The sequence below is a fragment of the Pseudomonas sp. BF-B-26 genome (assembly GCF_019956495.1).
GTDB lineage: Bacteria > Pseudomonadota > Gammaproteobacteria > Pseudomonadales > Pseudomonadaceae > Aquipseudomonas.
In genome coordinates, this window is sequence record NZ_JAHBDP010000054.1 from 77915 (window position 1) to 98452 (window position 20538).

A 20538-nucleotide genomic window follows, 5' to 3' on the forward strand; every position below is an offset into this window, starting at 1 on the left:
TTTTTCGATATGCGCCTGATTATGTCCGCAGCGAACAGTTGACGTCTTTTGTCGGCCAACTGTTCGCCAACTCGTAGCGCCTCGCATGACTAAAGAACAACCTGCCTGCCTTGTAGAACAACGAGACAACACCCTTGCGGCAGAAACCATCAGAAAAATGTGATCTCGTAGCCGAATCGTGAGGCTGCATTGACGATATGTTCCCCCATGATCTGGCGTGCCGCCGTCGCATTTCGATCGATAAAAGCCTGCACGAGTTCTTCATGCTCCCCGCGCGCCGCGTGCGGAATGTTGCTGAACACCGGGCCGCGCCGCGCGAAGGTCATGGTGATCAGTGCGCGCATTGGCTCGAGCACTGTGCGAATCATCGTCTCGAGGTAGTCGTTGCCCGACGCTGCCGCAATGGCCCTGTGAAAATCGAGGTCGGCGTTGACGGTTTCCAGGGTCGGCTCGCCTTCGTATTGCATACGCAGGACCGCGGCCTGAATGATTTTCAGCTTGGCCGCAGTCATGTGCGTCGCGGTGAGCGCGGCGGCCTGGCTTTCCAGCACGGCCCGCACCTCAAACATATTTCGGATGGTGTTGTCACCGTCCAGCATCGGCGCACTCGCCTGCGGTGCCAAAGGCTCTGACGCTTGGGAGGCGGCGGAGACGAAGACGCCTACGCCCTGGCGAGACTGAATCAGCCCCTGCGCCCGCAGCGTGGCGATGCCCTCGCGCACCACGTTGCGGCTGACGCCGAAGTTCTGCGAGAGAAACTGTTCAGTGGGCAGACGGTCTCCCGGCCGCAGCCGCCCGGAAGCAATCTCGTCGCTCAGCGAGCGGGCGATGTGCTCGGCCAGATGAGGTCGCCGCGTTACGGGTTGCACATTCATTTCACTCATTCTTTTTCTCCCCTCACTTGTCTTCTTAATCTACATCAGAAGACTTGTTCCTGACAGTTGAAACTGAAATTCGCCAAACACATCAATAATATTAACTAATAAAAACAAATACTTAACAACAAGACAGGCCGAAATCCACTAAACAGCTCAGTTGTTCTGTTGAAGGACAACAGGATGTTATGTACGTTGCCCTCAACCTGGCACGGACGAATAAAAAAACTCGCCGTGCCAGCTTCGCAACCCGTTTGAGGCGCAATCCTATGAAAATTGCCAGCATTGAAACCATTCCGCTTCGTATTCCCTTCACCACGGGTGGCCGGTCCGCTGGCGGGGTCTGGGGGCCGAAAGACCTGCAAATGGTCGACTCTCTCGTGGTCAAGATCACCACCGACGACGGTATCGTTGGTTGGGGCGAAACCTTCGGCTTCACCGCGATCCCTGCGGTAAAAGTGGTGATCGACACCATCCTTGCGCCTGAACTGATTGGCAGTGACGTTACCCGACGGGAGAAATTACAGGGTGACCTGCAGAAGAAATTTCACGTTTTCGGTCGCAGCGGCGCGTTTATCTATGGCCTCTCGGCGATTGACATCGCGCTGTGGGATATCGCGGGCAAAGCCGCCAAAAAACCGATCTACCAGTTGCTGGGCGGGAGTGAGGCCACGTCTCTTGCGGCGTATGCAAGCCTGATCCGATATGCAGATCCCGAACTCATCCGCGTCAATGTGCAGCGCGCGGTCAACAGCGGTTTCCGCCACCTCAAGTTGCACGAAGTGGATATCGACGTCATCCGCGCTGCGTGCGAGGCCGCTGGCCCCGGCGTGGAAATCACCCTCGACGTCAACGCTCCGTGGACGGTGCGCGAAGCGCTGGACATGACCGAGAAACTTCGCCCGCTGAACCTGCGCTGGATCGAAGAACCGGTGTGGCCGCCGGAAGACTACTCGGGGCTGGCAAGGGTGCGCGCGCACGGCGGCATCCCGGTTGCGGCTGGCGAGAATGCCTCGACGCTCATGGACTTCCAGCACCTGCTTGAGGCCGGCGCGGTGGATTTCGTACAGCCGAGCCCCGCCAAAATGGGCGGCATCACCGAACTGCAAAAAGTCTATGCACTGGCCAACGCCCATGGCGTCACCGTGATGGTCCACGCCTTTTATGACGGCCCCGGCCTGCTGGCGGCGGTGCATGGAAGTGCAGCCCTGGGCGGTGCCAAGTCACTGGTCGAATGGCGTTACTTCGATCTCGAAGCGCAACTCTATGGCGACGCCATCATCCCGCGTAACGGACGCATCGACGTACCGCAAGGACCGGGACTCGGCATCGAGCCAGACCAGGACGTCATCCGGGACTACCGCTTCAAACCTTGACCCCATAAGCCGCTGGCTCATTGCAGCGTTGATCGACGCCGACGTGTCGGCCTCGATCAGCCATGACGACATTCTTGATAAAAATAAACACGAGGATTGATGACATGTTAGACAGGATCGTAGGACCCATCTTGCCCGTCGCCTTTGTGATCGCGCTGGGTTACATCGCCGGCAAGCGCGGACGACTTACCCATTCGGACAGCCTGCTGATCAGCCGCCTGGTGCTGGGCTGGATATTCCCGGCGTTACTTTTTGTCGGGATGGCGAGCACGCCCCGTGAACAGCTCTTCGACTTCAAGTTCATCGTGGCGACATTCATCGGCATCATGGGCATGTACACGATAGCGCTGGCGATCGGCTGGTTCAGCACTCGCGATCTCAAGGTGGCAACGCTCAAGGGCTTCGTGAACGGTTATCCAGACGCCGCCTTCATGGGCATCCCTATCCTGGGTGCAATGTTCGGCGCGGGCAGCATCTACTCGGTGCTGGTACTGAACCTGGTCGCGAGCCTGGTGATGATCCCGCTGACGACCATGTTGCTCACCATCGCCGATGGAAAGGCCAGTGGCGGCCAGGCGTTTTTGTCGAGCCTTTCAGGGGCGGTACGTCGTCCGCTGATGTGGGCGCCGGCCCTGGGGATTCTACTTTCCGTGCTGCAGGTCAAGTTGCCTCCGCTTGCGGCGGAGTCTTTCACCCTTCTCGGCAAAGCCACGCCCGGCGTATCCCTGCTGTGCCTGGGACTGATCATGTCGTCGGAGAAACTAAAAATGTCCGGTGAAGTCTGGGGCAACCTTGGGCTCAAGCTGCTCATTCACCCAGTGTTGATGTTCAGCGCCACGGTACTGCTCGGCACTCATGGCCTGTACGCGCAACAGATGATCCTGCTTTGCGCCCTTCCATCGGCGACGATCCCGGCGATGTTTGCGAACCAGACCGGCGCCTATCAAAGCGAAGCCGCGACCTCCATTCTGGTCAGCACCGTGCTGTCGATCGTGACGTTCTCCTTTGCGATCTACCTGATTGACGGCGGGCTTGCCGCTGCTTGACTGCGGGCTCGCGCAGGCGCCAGGCGAAAATCGCTGCGGCGACAGAGGCGTTGAATAAACGCGCTGGAGGCTGATACCACCACCATAAAAAACGGGACGCCAAGCGTCCCGTTTTTGCGAAAACAGATAGCACAAACAACAAGCAACCCGTGGCGAGGGAGCTCGCTCCCGCTGGCCTGCGCAGCAGGCCCATCTGTTGAACCCGTTTCGCCGCTCAGTGGAAACAATCCCCCTCACCACAGGTCAGCGTGAGTCGACCCTAGATTCGTAGACGTTTTCGAATGTCCGCTTCTGGTCGAGGCTGTGTAAAAACGTTTTTGATCGTAATAGGTGGCTGGATTCGACACAAAAATTGCGTTCCTACGCAAATTTCAGGTCTGCTGAGTTGCCGAGTGCCAGCAATCCTAGAGCTCCACTTTGTTGTTCGCGGACTGCGTCAAAAACTCGGTGATCAGTGACGTAACCTGCTGTTGGATTACCTCGCGCGGGCGAGCATTGTCGCCATCCCCGCAAATGATGCCATCGCCAGGAATGTCCTCTTCGAGCAATGCCACTGCACCTGGTTTGCAAATCGGCAAGAAGCTGAAATGGCTGGCGTCACCTATCTCGACATAGCGGCTGGACGCTTGGGGCAGGCGTGTGGCCAGGTTGGCGGACTCCAACTGAGCAGGCAGTTCCACCGATGGTGCGCCGGCAGCGATAACTAGCACTGGCACCGGCAGTGCCGCAAGGCTCTCATCTGTCATCCCGCGCGAGAGTCCCAGGTCCAAAGAAACCACAGCGGTGACGCGTTGATCGCGCAAATCTCCGGCCAGACCAGCCTTTAATGCCGGAGTACTCTCAGGGATGATCTTTTGATAATTGGTGCAACTGGATAACTGCGGATGGAGTTTGCAGTCACGGGCAAACAGGGCCGGGTCGAAACGAGCGCCGGCGATCTCCATTGCAGTCCAGCCGCCGAGTGAATGGCCCACTACAGCAATTTGACGCTTTGTGACCACGCCAAATTTTTCAGGTTGAGTGGTGACCGCCTCAATGGCCCGATGCAGGTCAATGGGTCGCTGCCATAACTGCGCCGCCGCTTGCGGGCTTCGATCATGGGTCGTGGTGCCGGGGTGGTTGACCGCTGCGACAATGTAACCCTTATGGGCCAATGCACTCGCCAACCAGTTCTGATTGTTCCAATTGCCTCTGAATCCATGGGAGAGCACCACCAATGGGTGCTCGCCAGCAGAGGGTGGCGCGTTGCGAACCGCAGAAGCACCGACAAACACCACATCGTCGCCGATCAACTGTGGGGTGACGGTCGTTGTACTGGGATACCAGACGACCATCTCCAGCGGACGCTCATTGTGTGGGTCCGGCAGGGTGTAGGATTGGAAGCCGACAGAGTTGACGTCAGCGAGAGCGCTGGTCGTCAGACAGGTTAAAAGCAGGGCGCCGAGAGCTGTTTTCAATGGGTTGTCTTCCTTGATTTAGATAGGGGTTCAGAACCTGGAACCCACCGATAGCGTGCATCACATCTCGCAAATTATAGAAATCCTGCGCCGTGAGCAGGTGAATCTGCACCGACATTAAAGTCGATACTCCGACTGACATGCATAGTTTTCGTTATCTGCATTGACCGGTCAGCAGCCGGGCTTTCGGGGCAAGTCCGAAGGGCCGCTCTTGGCCGATAGCTGCCCGTCGCGAAATGGTGCAATCGACCGACGCCCTTAAGGTTAGTTAACTCAATCCAGTATTGGGGGCAGGAAAGTGCTATTTAAGGATGCGTGCCGCCACCTTCGACACACGCCTGCGATAACAGAGTATCCCCCAGTATGCACACGCAATGGTTTTGAAAGGCTTCAACGGCATCTGCCACCCGCGCGGTTGAGTTCACTGAGCTAGCCACTTGGTAGCCGATCGACGAGGAAATCCACTAAAGTCTTCACCCTTCGGATCGGCGTACCAACGGTAGTGACCTAAAGAAGCGACTACATGTTGTGTTGGATCTCCAGCAACCTGAACGTCACTTTTCCGCCCTCAGTGGGATAGCCGGTGTTGTCCTGCACATATGCGCCCGCTTTGAAATACAGAGGTTTGGTCTTCCAGCTCGGGTCGATGGTGGTTCTCCAGTTGTATCCTGCTGCGCTGATGCCCAGCGCGCCCTTCGGGCTGAGGTGGATCTGGTAGGAAAAGTTGCAGTTGAGCGGCACCCCCGTCGCAATGGTAATGACCTGGCCCTCTTCATCGTCGGGGCGCATGCGCACCTTGGCGACAATGTTTCCCGTCGAAGCCGAGGTTTTGTATTGGTACTCCAGCTTCACCATGGGGCTGTTGCTGTCCTTGTTGTGAATCTGACCAATCACGATCTTGCCGGTGCTGGGCACCTGATTGACGGTAAGACTCGCCCGCAGAATGTTATCCGCCGCTGAATACTGCCAGTTGCGCACCGTTCCATCGCTATAGGTTTCCCGCAACTCGCTGCGCGGGTAAATAGCGTTGGCCGTCCTGGAACCCGTCACAGGCGCCCAGAAAGAAAGGGTAGCGGCTTCAGAACTGAAATACTGATCCTTGAAACCTTGCGCCAATCGAGGCGTTTCTATGGTGGCCGGTGGGCTGCCTTCAGGGATGCTCAAATTCCAAGTGGCGAGGTCTATCATGTCAATAATCCTGTATGCGGGGAATGTTGCGGCCACAGTTGCGCTCGAACCGATGCTATTGAGCTGTGTCAATTGGGTCTGCTGATCAGGAAATCCGTGTGGCGGTAGATTGACGTCAAATGCTCGTCGAGGTGGTTATTGCAGGCTTTGTGCCTGCGGGTGCAGCCGTTCGTCGGCTGTTTTGGAAGTTTATGGAACTAATCCGGCTTGCTTGGCAGCTGCAGCGAAGGGACTTAAGCCATCAGCGGTGGACGGGGCGTCGTTCAGCTCGGGGCCGATCTCCAACAACACGGCCCAGCCGCGTAGCACCGGTCCACGCAGCCCCAGCAGAAGGCGCGAGCCGATCATCACCAACCCTTCGATATCGAAGTCGTTGTCCTTACCCGGGATACGCAGGAAGTCGCGTAGCTGAGGATCTTCAGCAATGGCCGCGGCCAGGTCGTTACCGTGACGGCGCCCGTTTTTTTGTGTCCCACCTTTTATCGTCCCTCACCCGCGCGCAGACCCAAGCCGCGCTCAAGGCGTCATCGCCGACTATTCTGGAATCTGGGTACCCGACCGGTCGCACCGAAGGAGGTCGCTCGTTTATGCACTTGTCCTTTTCGAAATCCGCCGCGATTCGATCTGATGCATGAAGGCAAATCGAGCCGCGCCGTCATCGATTTCCGATGAACTACCGGTCTGGGGCACGGCCCAGGCACTCTGCCCACCCTGAAACGGAGACGCCAGCATGAGTACCTTGCAACTACACCCCGCACTGGACAATGGTATCCAACCCGCCGCCGCGAATTTCGCCGGTGGCACCCTGCAATGCCTGTGTGCGACCGACAAGGTCGAGGTCAAGATCGACGCACAAACGCTGCATAACCACGCGTGCGGTTGCAGCAAATGCTGGAAACCGCAAAACGCGACATTTGCCGTCATCGCCGTGGTGCCACGAGATAAGGTCAGCGTCATTGCCCATGGCGAAAAACTGGAGGTCGTCGACGAAACCGCCACCATCCAGCGCCACGCCTGCAAGCAGTGTCACGCCCATCTATTCGGGCGCATCGAGAACAAGGACCATGCGTTTTATGGCCTGGACTTCGTCCACACCGAGCTTTCGCCACAGAGCGGATGGGCTGCGCCGGGATTCGCGGCGTTCGTATCCTCCATCATCGAAACCGGTACGCCGCCAGCGCAAATGAAGGCTATTCGCGAGCGCCTGCGCTCGATCGGCCTGGAACCCTATGACTGCCTGTCCCCGGACTTGATGGACGCACTGGCGATTCACGTCGCCAAACAGAAAGGCCTGCTCCCCGCCGCCTGATCGATCGCCGCGGTTTTTTCCCGGGCCGCGGCGTCGATTCACCTTTGATGTTGTGCACGCCAAAATAATCAATTGGAACTATGGAAAGCGGACGCTGGAGCTACCAGATCCGTCATGCCCATAGGTCTATCTATAAAACCGCTTGTCGCGGCGTTAAACCTTGCCAAGATCGATGCGGCTGATCGCGAATACTTCGAACAGCAGATACGCCCCTTACTGACGCTCCCCGGCATTGAACTCATCGGAGAGATTGCTGATGGGGACAAGTGATACATGACGTATTCGATAGACGTTTTTCAGCCAAGGTGATGGCGCAACGTTACGTCGACCTCTACCGGACACTTACCGATAGGGTTTGATTTCGTGGTGCCTTGAAATAGCCCATGAAAAATTCATCCAGCGTTCCTGAACAGCCTCAACCAAAGCCCTGCGCAAATGAACCCATTGCACACAGCTTGTATGTGCTGGTCGATCACAACACGTACCTGGTAGCCAACGCGTTTGGCGATATCGACGGTGGCGCCGTGGGCATGTTTCACCACGACACTCGGTTGTTATCCAAGTACCAATTGACCGTGGCGGGTCGGCGTCCATCGCTGCTCTCAGCAGCGGTCAGTCAGAGCGGCAACAGGGCCCGAATTTGATTCGGCTGGACGTGAAGCTCTAAATTGCCTGTCATCCAATAGAATTCTGTCAGCAAAGCTCCTCTTTCAAAGCCAACATTTCAACTCGTAATTCGCCGATCAACTCCGCGATAGCTCGGCTGGACGTTAGTTTTTCGGTTCTAACGCCAGTGACCAATAATTGGACATGACCCGATGACGGTTCGAACACTTTTATCATGAGCGATCCATCTGGATTGGAGGTGCAGATGCAAGAAAGAGGCAGAAAACCACACTCAATGATGTGGCGAAGCTCAAGTATGGAAATCATGACTCACGTCCTCAAAGTCAAAGGTCGTTTGCGCTTCTGTCTAGTAATAATAGGCAACCCAGCCTCGAGCTGACCGAGATCGCGACCAATTGCATCCGCGGGGCAGCGACCGGCCAATGTCGGCCTCTCACGACTGACCGAAAATCGCCGATGAGAACAATGAGACATTCCTGATCGATTAAAGGCGTTCGCGTGAACATTTTTACCTGCTTGCGCAGCAGAAATCGGGAGGGAGTCTAATATTGAATTGCCATAGATCGGTCCATCCCCTATCTGCGTAAAGAGGCGAAGGACCATTGGCAGGTAGGTGTCTCTGGAGCCAACACCGGACCGGTGCTGACTAAATAGATTCAAAATTGGAGGGAACCATGAGCAATCTCATCGCCGGCGGCGAACCACCTGAAGCCGTTCGCCTCATGGTCAAGGTTTATGCTTACTTGCTGCTCGCAGGATTTGCGTTTGTTCCGGCCTATCTGATTGGCTATTTATACTTCTTCCAAGACCCCACCCTTACATTCGAGAACCACCTGTTCCATATCATTGCGATCACGGCAGCCACCTTGGCGGGCTTGTTTGTGACTTACGTCACGTGGCGCTGCTATCAGTCATCGGGAGATCCGCTGCTGCGATGGATGACGCTAGGTTTTCTCGGTTTTGTACTGATCTACGCGTTGCATGGTGCGTTCACCGGGCAAGCCCACCACAATATCTGGCTCTTCCTGCTGTATGGACCGGCCTCTCGTCTGGTCATGTCGATTCTGCTGTTAGTCGGAATGCTGTCGTACCACCGCCCGCCTGATGACGCGGACCAACGAATGAAGGCCCGCCCGTGGCTGACCTGGATAGGACTGTTCCTGTTGGTTGATGTGGCAGTGGCGTACGTCGCGAATTCACCGATCGCCGGCAATCTCTCGGTGCGCCTCTCGATGGAAGGTGGTGCCCTCATTCTTTCCACATTGACCGTGGTAATCCTCCTGCTGCGCCGTATCCGTTCGCCGCTGATGATGATTTTTGTCGTCTCGGTCACCGCGTTCGCGCTGTCATCGCTTGCCTTCATCCTTGCACGTCCGTGGAACCACATGTGGTGGCTCGCTCATGCGATCTTCGCCGGCGGGTTCTTCATGCTGAGCTATGGCGTCGTGCAAGCGTTCCTCACCACGCGGTCGTTCTCGAAGATTTACAGCCAAGAGGAGTTGATGGCGCGGCTTGCCGAAGCGATGGCGTATACCGAAAGCGCCTTGCAGGAACTGCAGCGCACCAATCAAGAACTCGGGCACCTTGCGGCCACCGACCCCCTGACTGGCGCTGATAATCGGCGTCGGTTCATGGAGCGGGTCGAAGTCGAAATGGGCCGGACCAAGCGCGGCGGTGAGCCGTTCTCCGTGTTGGCACTCGACCTGGATAATTTCAAGTCCATCAACGATCGCTTCGGGCATCAGGTGGGCGATGACATCCTCAAGGATTTCGTGGAGAAATGCCTCGATTCGATCCGCCCGTATGACGGCGTAGCCCGAGTGGGCGGGGAAGAATTCATGATTCTGCTACCGCAGACTTCGCTTGAAGGCGCGCACGTAATCGCTGAGCGACTGCGAAACACCGTCGCAAATAATTCTTTTCATGGCCTGCAGCGGTTAACCGTGGTCACCGTGAGCATCGGCGTAGCGCAATCCGGCCGCGACGGCGACACCATCGACGCCATTCTGCGTGCAGCCGATCAACGTCTGTATCACGCTAAACACGAAGGCCGTAACCGTGTGGTCACGACCATAGAAGCCAGCCTACAATCGCTGTGACAGCGTTGGCACCGATGTTCAGCTTTGTGCCACAGCATTGGGCGTTAGGTTGGTGATGTACCATTAAGCCACGGCATCGAAGCTGAGGTTTGCGGCTAGCAAAGCCGGCTTTCATCTCCTTGGCGTTGATCCACTCATGTCATGCCTGCCTGATCACAGGGAGGGAGCAATGCGTATCCCCTTGTTTTACGCGATGTCGGCTGCACTGTTCTTGAGCGGATCTGCGTGCCTTGCGCAAACCACGGGCGCGCCTCCCCCTGTCCCGACGAATACAGCCCCGACAACCCCTGCCGGAACGGCGCCCGTCACGGCACCGGTCAAGGATGCCGTGTTTACGCAGGAGCAGTTGGCCCAAATGCTGGCGCCCATCGCCCTTTACCCGGACCCGTTGCTGGCGCAGGTATTGATGGCGAGCACCTACCCCGGCGAAATCGCCGAGGCGGTGACCTGGTCCAAGGCTCATCCGGACGCCAAGGGCGACGAGGCGGTCAAGCAAGTGGCCAGCCAGCCGTGGGATCCGAGCGTGCAGGCACTGGTCGCCTTCCCGCAGGTCCTGGCCACGCTGGGACAGGACCCGGTCTGGGTACAACGCCTGGGTGATGCCTTCCTCGCGCAGCCGGACGATCTCATGGATGGCGTGCAACGCTTGCGTCATCAGGCGCAAGCCGCAGGCAATCTTCAGAGCAACCAGTACCAGAACGTGACGGTGCAGAATGTTGCGACACCGGCACCCGCGCCCACCGCTCAGGCACCCGCCCCCGCGCCTGCCAGCAGCACGTCGACCATCATCATTCAGCCCGCCGATCCGCAGGTGGTGTACGTACCCGCTTATAACCCGACAACCACCTACGGCACTTGGGCCTACCCTGCGTCGCCGCCCCCGTACTACCCGCCGCCGCCCGCCTATTACCCCGGTTCGGCACTGATGGCCGGATTGGCGTTCGGGACCGGTGTGGCGATCATCGGCTCGCTGTGGGGAGACTGTGACTGGGGCAATAACGACATCGACATCGACGTCGATCGCTACAACAACATCAATCGCAACAACCAGATCACCAATAATCAAAACAAGTGGCAGCACAACGCCGTTCACCGTGATGGCGTTCCCTATCGAGACTCCCGGAGCCGTGGACAATACGGCCGGCAACTCAACGGTGCCAATCAGCGTGAGGCGTATCGAGGGGACGATGCCCAGCGCGCCCAGGCCCGTGAAAATGCCCGTAGTTCAATGGACAAACGCGGTATCGAACGACCTGCCACCAGCAACCGCCAGGCCCGTGATCAAGTGCGCAGGGCGCAGTCCGATGCCTCGGTCGGCAATCGGATGCAAGCCGGTGCGGACAGACCGAGGACGGCTGACCGGAGCCAGGGCACGGCCAAAAACATCCGTGAGAATCAGCAGCCCAGGAGAGAGAACGCTCAGGTGAATCAGCGCACAAAAGACTCTTCGCAGGTGCGCCAGACTGCGCAGAGGCAACCGGCCGCCAGTCGCGGCAGCGCCCGCGACAATGCCTTCGCCGGCGCGCGCTCCCCTTCCCAGTCCAACGCACAAGCACTTCGTGGCCGGACCAGCCAGGCATCCACCCAGCGCCCGAGTGCCGCGCGGTCGGCCGGTCACCAGATCAGTCGGCCGTCCATGCCGGCGCGTTCAAGGGGGGGGCGTCGGTGAACAACTCTCTGCAAGTGAAGATCCTCACGGGCCTGCTGGCGATAACGGCCGGCTTGGCGTGGACGTGCATGGCAGCGGCACAGGAGGCATTTCCAACACCGGAAGAAGCTGCTGAGGCGTTCGTCAAGGCCTTGGGTACGGGAAAACCCGATCAGGTACGCCTGACAGAGCTGCTGGGCGATGACTGGCGCACCTACATTCCCCGCGAAGGCGTGCAGAGCAGTGATGTGGAGGCGTTCTTGAAGCAGTATCACGAGCAGCACAAGATTGAAAAACCCAGCGAGCGCAAGGCGATCCTGGCAGTCGGCAGTGACCACTGGACACTGCCTATCCCCATGACAAAAGGTACGAACGGCTGGCGCTTCGACATGAAGGTCGCCGGCATCGAAATCCGTGCCCGTCGCATTGGCCGCAACGAACTGGACGCCGTGCAAGCGGCGCTGACCTATCACGATGCTCAGATGGACTATGCCTCAGTGGATCGTGACGGGGACGGCGCACTTGAATATGCGCAGAAAATCTTCAGCACCCCCGGCAAGCATGACGGCCTCTATTGGGCGGACGACGACAGCGGTCAGATCAGTCCGTTGGGGCCGTTGTTCGGCAAAGCCATCAACGACGAAGACTGGCATGGTTACCACTTCCGCATCCTTGATGCCCAAGGTCCGTCGGCACCAGGTGGCGCCTACAGCTACCGCATCGGCGACAAAATGAGCCGAGGCTTTGCCCTGATCGCCTGGCCGGCAAAATATGATGACACCGGGGTGATGAGTTTCATGATCAGTCATGAGGGACAGGTGTTTGAGAAAGACCTTGGCCCCAATGGCGAAAAACTGGCGAAGGCAATGAAACGCTTTGATCCGGATGACAGTTGGAAGGAGGTTTCTGAAGACCAGTAGCCATCCAGACGTTGATATCAGGTCATTCTGGAAAATCACTTTCCGGCATCGGCGAGGAGTGACCGGCGGACAAGCTGCTGGCATGAGTCGTGAAAAAAACGGAGGTTGGGAACAAGGCTGCAGCCTTTGCTACTTGAACGACACGGACAAAAAGCGCCCCCCTACTTCGCCGTCCCGCCACGCGGCTTATAAAAAAGAAACATCGAGGTCTCGGCGGTCTTGATGTATTTCCTCGCCCAGGCAGGTTTCACTTTCCTGTCGTGGAAATACATCGCGCCATGGGTTCGGTCGTTCAGTTGCTTGTTGAGCGCTTTGCGCGCGATTTCCTTGGCCATCGCGTATTGGGTTTCTTCCTGGACCTGATCCGAGCGTCCATCACACCACCACGAAAACTGACAATTTTTGCTTTCAGAACCCTGCTTGACCACGGCGCATACCGTGTCCGGAAAGCCCTCATGGCCCAGGCGGTTCATCACGACGCTGGCGACGGCTTCCATGTCGGCGGACGATTTTCCTTTGGACTCCCAATAGATGGAGCGGGACAGACAGGTGATTGCATCGTCCAGCGGCGACGCGCCGGCGGGATCGACGGCCTGAACTTCAGAGGTGGTGATGGTTTCGGACTTGGGCACAGGGACTTCGGTGCCCTTCTCCGCAGCTTTTTGTTCCAGCACCTCGGCCTTGTCCTCAGCCATTTCCTTTTTTTGCTCCTGCTCAGACGCGATGACGTGGCCTGCGAAAAGGGTTATTGCCAAGCAGGTGACTATCCAGACAACTCGCATGATCGACCCTTCGGACGGAACCGCAAGCACGCCGAACTGGCGACTTTGCTTGATTGTAGTTGCCAGAATTGATTCCAACAGACGGACAAAAAAACTGTCGTCGAGCGTGAAAAGTCATTGCGCTCGCGGGGGTGAAATCGCGCATCATGGGCGCAGTCAGCTCAAGGGGATTTCCATGCGCTTCAAATCATCTGCCATGCGTCTTGCCACGTTGTCACTGGGGATGTTGTTCGCCGCGAATGCATTGGCGGCCGACGAGAAACAACTGATTGATTCGATCAACCTCTACCGCAGCCAGGTGCAGCGCTGCGCAGGTCAGGTATCGCAGGAACTGCCACCGCTGGCCGGCGACCCACGGTTGGCGCTGAACGCCAACAGCGTCGGCAATCTGCAGCAGGCAATGGCCAGCGCGGGTTACCCGATGAAGAATGTACAGGCGATCAGCCTGTCCGGGCCGCGTGATGCGCCATCGGCGATGAAAGCGATTCAGGAAAGCTTTTGCCAGATCGTGCTGGACCCGCAATTCGTCGATGTCGGCGTCAGCCACCAGGACCGCGAATGGCGCATCGTGCTGGCGCGTCCATTGTTGAGCGCTCGCCTGGGCGACTGGCAGGCGGAAGGCCAGAAGCTGCTGGCCGAGCTCAACATCGTACGCAGCCAACCGCGCCAGTGCGGCACGCAATCCTTTGCCGCCACCACGCCACTGGCCTGGAACGCCGCGCTGGCGACGGCGGCCGAGGAGCACGCCCGGTCGATGGCCAACAACAATTACTTCGATCACAAGGACCGCGATGGCCGCATGCCGGGTGACCGGGCTGAATTGGCCGGTTATGGCGGCGGGCAGGTCGGCGAGAACATCGCTGCCGGCCAGGACACCGTGCGCAAGGTGGTCGAAGGCTGGGTGTCCAGCGCCGGTCACTGCGCGAACCTGATGAACCCACAGTACCGGGAGTTGGGCGCGGCCTATGCGGTTGATCCGAAGAGTGATCCGGGGATTTACTGGACGGCGATGTTCGGGGCGCAATAAGTTCAGAACGCCGATAGAAAAAAACCGGAGCCCTGTCATGGGGCTCCGGTTTTTTTTTGCAATCAAATCCTTCATCGACCCTGTCGATCAGCCGGTCATTAATAGTGATTGGACGCCCCTCTAAAGTTGCTCTTAGTCTGCGCACAACAATTCCGGGGATAGCGGAATACTCATTTCACGGAAGCAGGCGAGAATGTCATGTCAGAGCGAGTCTTGATCGATGGGTTCGCCAGGCGTGTGGACTATCTGCGGATGTCTGTCACTGACCGCTGCGATTTCCGTTGCGTGTATTGCATGGCTGAAGACATGCAGTTTCTGCCCCGCCAACGGGTACTGACCCTGGAAGAAATCTATCAACTGGCCGAAAGCTTCGTGGCGTTGGGCACCCGCAAGATCCGTCTCACGGGCGGCGAACCGCTGATCCGTCCGGGGGTGGTGCAGCTGTGCGAAAAGATCGCCGCCCTGCCTGGCCTGCGTGAACTGTGCATGACCACCAACGGGTCTCAGCTGGGCAAACTTGCAGCGCCCTTGTTCGAGGCCGGGGTCAAACGGCTCAACATCAGCCTCGACAGCCTGGACCCGCAACGCTTTCGTGAACTGACGCGCACCGGCGATCTGGCGCAGGTCATCAACGGCATCGACGCGGCCAACGCCGCGGGATTTCGCCATACCAAACTCAATTGCGTGGTGATGAAGGGCCGTAACGACCACGAGATCAACGACCTCGTGAGCTTTGCCATCGACCGAAATCTCGACATTTCTTTCATCGAAGAAATGCCCCTGGGCACCATCCATGAACACAGCCGCGCCGAGTCGTTTTATGCAAGCAGCCAGGTACGTGAGCGGATCGCCGAGCGCTACACGTTGATCGAGTCCGCCGAGTCGACCCAAGGCCCTTCGCGCTACTGGCGCCTGGCCGAGGCCCCGCAGATTCGCCTGGGGTTCATTTCCCCCCACAGCCACAACTTTTGTGGCACCTGCAATCGGGTTCGGTTGACGGTGGAAGGTCGTCTGCTGCTGTGCCTGGGCAATGAGCACGCTGTCGACCTCAAGGCCGTATTGCGCAGCCATCCCGGCCATCCCGAGCGCCTGGAAAAAGCCATCATCGAGGCGATGAAACTCAAACCCTATCGGCACACTTTCGAAGTGAACGACGAGGTCCAGGTGGTTCGCTTCATGAACATGACGGGCGGCTGAACACCATGATCGTTAGACCCAAACCCAATCTGATCGGCGTCCTGACGTCACTCAAGGGCTCGATCGCCAAACGAATTGCCTGGCGCAGTCTTCTGGTGACGCTGCTCGCCTCGGCCATCGTGCTCATCGAAACCTTGCACCCGAGCTATTTTTCCAAGGTCAGTGCAACGCCCTTCACCCTGCTGGGTTTGTCGTTGTCGATCTTCATGAGCTTTCGCAACAACGCCTGCTACGACCGCTGGTATGAAGCGCGCAAAGCCTGGGGCGACATGCTGGTGGATGTTCGCTCGATGGTGCGCGAAACCCAGGTCATCAAGGACGCGAACGAGCGACACCATATCCTCAGCAACCTCTGCGGCTTCGCCCATGCGCTCAATGCCAAACTGCGCAAAGAAAACGAACTGGCGGCCAGTGGTGAATGGCTGAACCCGATGCCCAAGGACAACGCGGCGGATATCAGCGGGCAGATTCTGCTGCAGGTCGGTCAACAGTGTTCGGTGCTCGCCGAGTCAGGCGCGATCAATGAATGGCGCTACACGCTCATGGCCAACCATTTGACCCGCCTGACCCAGGCCCAAGCCGTTTGTGAGCGAATCAAATACACGCCACTGCCCTTCCCCTACACCTTGTTGCTGCACCGGACCATCTACCTGTTCTGCATTTTGCTGCCCTTCGCGATGGCCGAGCCACTGGGCTGGCTGACACCGATTTTCACCGCCATTGTCAGCTATACCTTTTTCGGTCTGGACGCGATTGGCGATGAGTTGGAAGACCCGTTCGGTCGCGATGAAAACGACCTGCCCATCGATGCATTGGTGCGCAGCGTTGAACGAGATGTACTGGCGGCACTGGGCGTGACACAACTGCCGCCGCCGCTGGAACCGGTGGACTATGTGTTGAGCTGATGGGCTCGATGATTCACCGGGCATTGGCACATGCCAGTAGACGCAGAACCTGTGGGAGCGGGCTTGCTCGCGAAAGCGGTCAGTCAGTTGACATCAATGTTGGATGTGCCGACCTCTTCGCGAGCAAGCCCGCTCCCACAGGGGATTTTCGGTTTCAGAACAATTCGCTGAAGGGGCAGGCAGCGGCATCTGGGCCGACGGTGTCACCGCGCACCGGCCGAGCAATCGCCCGGGCGCGGCCTCCGCCGGTGACCGGGGGTTGAAGCATGACGCACTTCACGCCTCCACCTGCACCACTTCAATCCCGAGTTTCTGATAGTCCTCGACATTGCCCGACGCCACGTGGCGCTCGGTGATCAGGGTATGAATGCGCTGACACGGCGCGACCACGAACGGCTCCACCGCCCCCAGTTTGTCGGCGGTGGTGACGGCTACGACATGGGAGGCGCTGGCGAGCATCGCCTGTTTGACCGGCACCTCGTCGAAATGCAGGGAGCTGATGCCGACTTCCGGGTGAATCGCACAGACGCCCGTGAACAGCAGATCAGCCTTGATGCCCTCGATCAGCCGCAGGGTTTCATGTCCGCTGGCCGACATGGTCGCGGGGTTGAGTTGCCCGCCGGCCAGAATCACCGTGATGCCTTTGTATTCGGCCAGGGTGATCGCGATCATCGGCGAGGCGGTGACGGCCGTGATTGCAATGTCCAAAGGTAGCGATCGGGCGATCTGCAGCGTCGTGCTCCCCGAATCGAAAATCACAATCTGGCCGTTGTGTACCTGGCGTGCGGCGAGTTTCGCCAGGTGGGTTTTCACCTCATCGGTTTCGCTGACGCGGGTGAAGTAATCCTTGCCGGTGTCCTTGGGCCGCGGCAACGCCCCGCCGTGCACCCGCTGCACCAGCCCGGCGGTCGCCAGCTCCGCCAGATCACGGCGAATGGTGTCTTCGGACACCGCGAAATGCTGGCTCAGCTCGCCCGCCATGACCTTGCCGTCACGTTCGAGAATCAACAAGATTTTTTGCCGACGCAGATGAGGGAGTTCGGCGGCTGAATGTGAATCGCGCATGTTTTTGCCCGCTTTTGCGTGTAGTTGCGTGTTTTCGCGAGACTAGCCAAAGCGCGGGGTAAACACAATCCAGCCAGCTATCGATTGTTTCGATGATTCAAATCATGAAGCCGAATTTTTTATTTGTTTGTGACCTATTCAAGATGGCGCCATCACACATGTTTTGGATGAAAACTTCATGAATCTAAATTTTGCCTTTGCCTGCATGATCGTGGTCTCGTTTGCCATTGCGTTGGGGCACGCCTGATCAGCGGAAACCAAGGGGTTGCCGAAGCAGAAGTGGTCGAGCGCCTGGCAAAAGCCGGCGGAAAAGCCGTAATCCCTCCCAACAAGGTCTATAACCCGTATCCACATGATTTGGATCAGGGAGCCTTGAAGGCGCCCTCGCTAAATTGATCTCTTGAAAAAAGCCGACAAGTGACTGTCCGCCAGGAGATTTCCCCCGCATGAAAGCAGCCCTGAAAATTGCCGCCAGTGATTCCGCGTTCGATTGTTTCCACACCTCCCGAGAAGTCATTGCGCTCAATCAAACTGACTACACCGATGTCGCGGTTGCGGTGTTCTCTGTGGAAGATGTGATGACGGGCGCCCTGGACGCCCTGCAGCGTACCGGTTTTGATATCCCCATTTTTCTCGTCGCCTCCCCCGGTTCCGGCAACCGCGCCCGGGACGTCTACCAGCACCTGCAAGATGTTCTGCTTCAGGTGAATGGCATTTTTGACCCCTCACGCAACAACGCCGAATACCATGGCAACCAATTGGAGACTGCGGCAAAAGCCTATGAAGAAAGTCTGCTGCCGCCGTTCTTCGACGCGCTCAAGCACTACACCGAATCGGCCAACGCTACGTTTGCCTGCCCGGGTCACCAGGGCGGCCAGTTTTTCCGCAAACACCCGGCTGGCCGGCAGTTCTTCGACTTCTTCGGCGAGACCCTGTTTCGCGCCGACATGTGCAACGCCGATATCAAGCTCGGCGATTTGCTGATCCATGAAGGCCCGGCCCTTCTGGCGCAAAAACACGCGGCGCAGGTGTTCAACGCCGACAAGACCTACTTCGTACTCAATGGCACATCGGCCTCCAACAAGGTGGTCACCACCGCGCTGCTCACGCCTGGCGATCTGGTGCTGTTCGACCGCAACAACCACAAATCCAATCACCAGGGTGCGTTGATCCAGGCCGGGGCGACCCCGGTTTACCTGGAAACCGCGCGCAACCCTTATGGGTTCATCGGCGGAATTGACGCCCATTGTTTCGAAGAAGGCTATCTGCGCGAACTCATCTGCGAAGTCGCACCGGACAAGGCCGAGCTGCCACGGCCGTTTCGTCTGGCGATCATTCAGCTGGGCACCTATGACGGCACCGTCTACAACGCCAGACAGGTCGTCGATCGCATCGGCAAACTGTGCGACTACATCCTGTTTGACTCGGCGTGGGTGGGCTATGAACAGTTCATCCCGATGATGAAGGACTGCTCGCCGCTGCTGCTGGATCTGCACGAGAACGACCCCGGCATCTTTGTCACGCAATCGGTGCACAAACAGCAGGCGGGGTTTTCCCAGGCGTCGCAGATCCACAAGAAAGATCGCCATATCAAGGGCCAGGCCCGTTATTGCAGCCATGCGCAGCTGAACAACGCCTTCATGGCCCAAGCCTCCACCAGCCCGTTTTACCCGCTGTTCGCCTCACTGGATGTGAACGCGCGCATCCACTCCGGCCGCAGTGGCCTGCGCCTGTGGGAAGACTGTGTGAAGTTCGGCATCGACGCGCGCAAGCTGATTCTGGAAGCGTGCACCATGGTTCGCCCCTTCGTGCCGGACACCATTGACGGTCGCCCCTGGCAGGACCATCCCACTGAAGACATCGCCAAAGACATCCGCTTTTTCGAATTCCATCCGAAGGATCGCTGGCATGCCTTCAGCGGTTACGCCGACAAGCAATACTTCATCGACCCCTGCAAGTTGCTGTTCACCACGCCCGGCATCGACCCGGTCGATGGCAGTTACACCGACTTCGGTATCCATGCCGGCATCCTCGCCAACTTCCTGCGCGAAAATGGCATCGTTCCGGAAAAGTGCGATCTGAACTCGATTCTGTTCCTGCTCACCCCGGCCGAAGACTGGGCGAAGATGACGCATCTCGCCTCACAGATCGCGCGCTTTGAACGCTTCATCAGTGATGACGCGCCGATGAGCCGGGTGTTGCCGGCCATCTATGCGCAGCATCAGGAGCGCTATCGCAACTACACCATTCGCCAACTCTGCCAGGAGATGCACGACCTCTACCGCACCCACAACGTCCAGCAATTGCAGAAGGCAATGTTCCGCAAGGAACACTTCCCGAAAAAGGCCATGAACCCACAAGCAGCGCAGTTCGAATTCATCCGTGGCAACGTCGAACTGGTGGCGCTGGCCGACGCGCAGGGGCGCATCGCTGCCGAAGGTGCGCTTCCCTATCCACCCGGCGTGCTCTGCCTGGTGCCCGGGGAAATATGGGGCGGTGCGGTGCTCAAGTACTTCCTGGCGCTGGAGGAAGGCATCAACTCACTGCCTGGCTTCACGCCGGAACTCCAGGGCGTGTACTTGAAACAGGAAGGTGATCGCATTCGAGCCTACGGGTACGTGATCAAGACGCGCCCACATTAAGTGACGCGCACATCATCTGTAGGAGCATGGCTTGCCCGCGATGGGGCCCTCGAGTACACCAACAGCATCGCGAGCAAGCTTTGCTCCTACAGGGCCGGTTTGCACAGATCTCATTCAGATAACAATTGCCCGCAGCCACTGATGCGCCGGGGCGCGATGCGGCTCACAGGGGGGAATCAGCCCAGGGGTAAACGTGATGGCGAGTGGATATCTGCGCGAAGCCGATTATGCTTCAAGAAACCTTGCAGCGATGCGAGGCCGTCAGCCTGTGTGCATGCTTCGCGCAATCCGTAATCCGACGACATCAGCCCCAGGGCCTGGGTGCGGCAAAAAGGTAACGAGGTACTCCGGCCTATAACAAGAACGACGGAGAAG

19 protein-coding genes are annotated in these 20538 nt (G+C 58.1%); 12 read left to right on the plus strand and 7 right to left on the minus strand.

Annotated features, from left to right (window positions below):
• Nucleotides 1-149: 149 nt before the first annotated feature.
• Nucleotides 150-884, minus strand: coding sequence for a FadR/GntR family transcriptional regulator (locus tag KGB03_RS05125; protein WP_223526497.1), 735 nt, complete (start codon nucleotides 882-884; stop codon nucleotides 150-152).
• A gap of 260 nt (nucleotides 885-1144) precedes the next feature.
• Here KGB03_RS05125 and KGB03_RS05130 point away from each other — a divergent pair, with 260 nt between their 5' ends.
• Complete coding sequence (locus KGB03_RS05130; RefSeq protein ID WP_111452502.1) at nucleotides 1145-2251, plus strand: mandelate racemase/muconate lactonizing enzyme family protein; 1107 nt, start codon at nucleotides 1145-1147, stop codon at nucleotides 2249-2251.
• A 104-nt stretch (nucleotides 2252-2355) separates the two neighbouring features.
• Complete coding sequence (locus KGB03_RS05135) at nucleotides 2356-3297, plus strand: AEC family transporter (protein WP_111452501.1); 942 nt, start codon at nucleotides 2356-2358, stop codon at nucleotides 3295-3297.
• Nucleotides 3298-3701: 404 nt separating this feature from the next.
• Here KGB03_RS05135 and KGB03_RS05140 read toward each other — a convergent pair whose 3' ends face one another.
• From KGB03_RS05140 to KGB03_RS05150, 3 genes are all read right to left on the minus strand, one after another.
• On the minus strand, nucleotides 3702-4754 hold the full coding sequence (locus tag KGB03_RS05140; RefSeq protein ID WP_223526498.1) for an alpha/beta hydrolase family protein: 1053 nt from the start codon (nucleotides 4752-4754) through the stop codon (nucleotides 3702-3704).
• 519 nt (nucleotides 4755-5273) lie between these two features.
• Nucleotides 5274-5942: a polysaccharide lyase family 7 protein gene (locus tag KGB03_RS05145; protein ID WP_111452497.1), complete on the minus strand. Its 669-nt coding sequence runs from the start codon at nucleotides 5940-5942 to the stop codon at nucleotides 5274-5276.
• 189 nt (nucleotides 5943-6131) lie between these two features.
• Nucleotides 6132-6425, minus strand: a complete 294-nt coding sequence (locus tag KGB03_RS05150; RefSeq protein WP_223526514.1) for a DUF3616 domain-containing protein — start codon at nucleotides 6423-6425, stop codon at nucleotides 6132-6134.
• Nucleotides 6426-6672: 247 nt separating this feature from the next.
• On the opposite strand from KGB03_RS05150, the gene gfa reads away from it, so the two are divergent.
• The 3 genes from gfa (at nucleotide 6673) to KGB03_RS05165 (ending at nucleotide 7895) form a co-directional block, all read left to right on the plus strand.
• Nucleotides 6673-7251 carry an S-(hydroxymethyl)glutathione synthase gene (gene gfa / locus KGB03_RS05155; protein ID WP_111452496.1) on the plus strand — a complete coding sequence of 193 codons (579 nt, stop codon included), beginning with the start codon at nucleotides 6673-6675 and terminating at the stop codon, nucleotides 7249-7251.
• Between the two features lie 114 nt (nucleotides 7252-7365).
• On the plus strand, nucleotides 7366-7521 hold the full coding sequence (locus KGB03_RS05160) for a hypothetical protein (protein WP_223526499.1): 156 nt from the start codon (nucleotides 7366-7368) through the stop codon (nucleotides 7519-7521).
• A gap of 113 nt (nucleotides 7522-7634) precedes the next feature.
• Entirely contained in the window at nucleotides 7635-7895 is a 261-nt protein-coding gene (locus KGB03_RS05165; protein WP_223526500.1) for a glycogen debranching N-terminal domain-containing protein, read from the plus strand.
• A gap of 49 nt (nucleotides 7896-7944) precedes the next feature.
• Here KGB03_RS05165 and KGB03_RS05170 read toward each other — a convergent pair whose 3' ends face one another.
• The gene (locus tag KGB03_RS05170; RefSeq protein WP_223526501.1) at nucleotides 7945-8184 is read right to left on the minus strand and encodes a DUF1652 domain-containing protein; all 240 of its coding nucleotides are present in this window, start codon (nucleotides 8182-8184) and stop codon (nucleotides 7945-7947) included.
• 368 nt (nucleotides 8185-8552) lie between these two features.
• Between KGB03_RS05170 and KGB03_RS05175 the strand changes: the two genes are divergently transcribed.
• The 3 genes from KGB03_RS05175 (at nucleotide 8553) to KGB03_RS05185 (ending at nucleotide 12545) form a co-directional block, all read left to right on the plus strand.
• Nucleotides 8553-9977 (plus strand): GGDEF domain-containing protein, encoded by a 1425-nt coding sequence (locus KGB03_RS05175; protein WP_218537788.1) that lies wholly within the window; start codon nucleotides 8553-8555, stop codon nucleotides 9975-9977.
• Nucleotides 9978-10146: 169 nt separating this feature from the next.
• Nucleotides 10147-11646: a DUF3300 domain-containing protein gene (locus KGB03_RS05180; protein ID WP_223526502.1), complete on the plus strand. Its 1500-nt coding sequence runs from the start codon at nucleotides 10147-10149 to the stop codon at nucleotides 11644-11646.
• A 68-nt stretch (nucleotides 11647-11714) separates the two neighbouring features.
• Nucleotides 11715-12545: a DUF2950 domain-containing protein gene (locus KGB03_RS05185; protein WP_223526515.1), complete on the plus strand. Its 831-nt coding sequence runs from the start codon at nucleotides 11715-11717 to the stop codon at nucleotides 12543-12545.
• Nucleotides 12546-12706: 161 nt separating this feature from the next.
• Here KGB03_RS05185 and KGB03_RS05190 read toward each other — a convergent pair whose 3' ends face one another.
• Nucleotides 12707-13327 (minus strand): cell wall hydrolase, encoded by a 621-nt coding sequence (locus KGB03_RS05190; RefSeq protein WP_223526516.1) that lies wholly within the window; start codon nucleotides 13325-13327, stop codon nucleotides 12707-12709.
• Between the two features lie 175 nt (nucleotides 13328-13502).
• On the opposite strand from KGB03_RS05190, the gene KGB03_RS05195 reads away from it, so the two are divergent.
• The 3 genes from KGB03_RS05195 to KGB03_RS05205 all read left to right on the plus strand — a co-directional run bounded on the left by KGB03_RS05195 (nucleotide 13503) and on the right by KGB03_RS05205 (nucleotide 16456).
• The gene (locus KGB03_RS05195; protein WP_111452490.1) at nucleotides 13503-14354 is read left to right on the plus strand and encodes a CAP domain-containing protein; all 852 of its coding nucleotides are present in this window, start codon (nucleotides 13503-13505) and stop codon (nucleotides 14352-14354) included.
• A 198-nt stretch (nucleotides 14355-14552) separates the two neighbouring features.
• Nucleotides 14553-15551: a GTP 3',8-cyclase MoaA gene (moaA, locus tag KGB03_RS05200; RefSeq protein WP_223526503.1), complete on the plus strand. Its 999-nt coding sequence runs from the start codon at nucleotides 14553-14555 to the stop codon at nucleotides 15549-15551.
• Nucleotides 15552-15556: 5 nt separating this feature from the next.
• Nucleotides 15557-16456, plus strand: a complete 900-nt coding sequence (locus KGB03_RS05205; RefSeq protein ID WP_223526504.1) for a bestrophin family protein — start codon at nucleotides 15557-15559, stop codon at nucleotides 16454-16456.
• Between the two features lie 276 nt (nucleotides 16457-16732).
• Here the strand turns inward: KGB03_RS05205 and KGB03_RS05210 are convergent, their stop codons facing one another.
• Nucleotides 16733-17521, minus strand: coding sequence for a DeoR/GlpR family DNA-binding transcription regulator (locus KGB03_RS05210; RefSeq protein WP_223526505.1), 789 nt, complete (start codon nucleotides 17519-17521; stop codon nucleotides 16733-16735).
• A gap of 446 nt (nucleotides 17522-17967) precedes the next feature.
• Here KGB03_RS05210 and speF point away from each other — a divergent pair, with 446 nt between their 5' ends.
• Nucleotides 17968-20163: an ornithine decarboxylase SpeF gene (speF, locus tag KGB03_RS05215; RefSeq protein WP_223526506.1), complete on the plus strand. Its 2196-nt coding sequence runs from the start codon at nucleotides 17968-17970 to the stop codon at nucleotides 20161-20163.
• Nucleotides 20164-20538 lie beyond the last annotated feature (375 nt).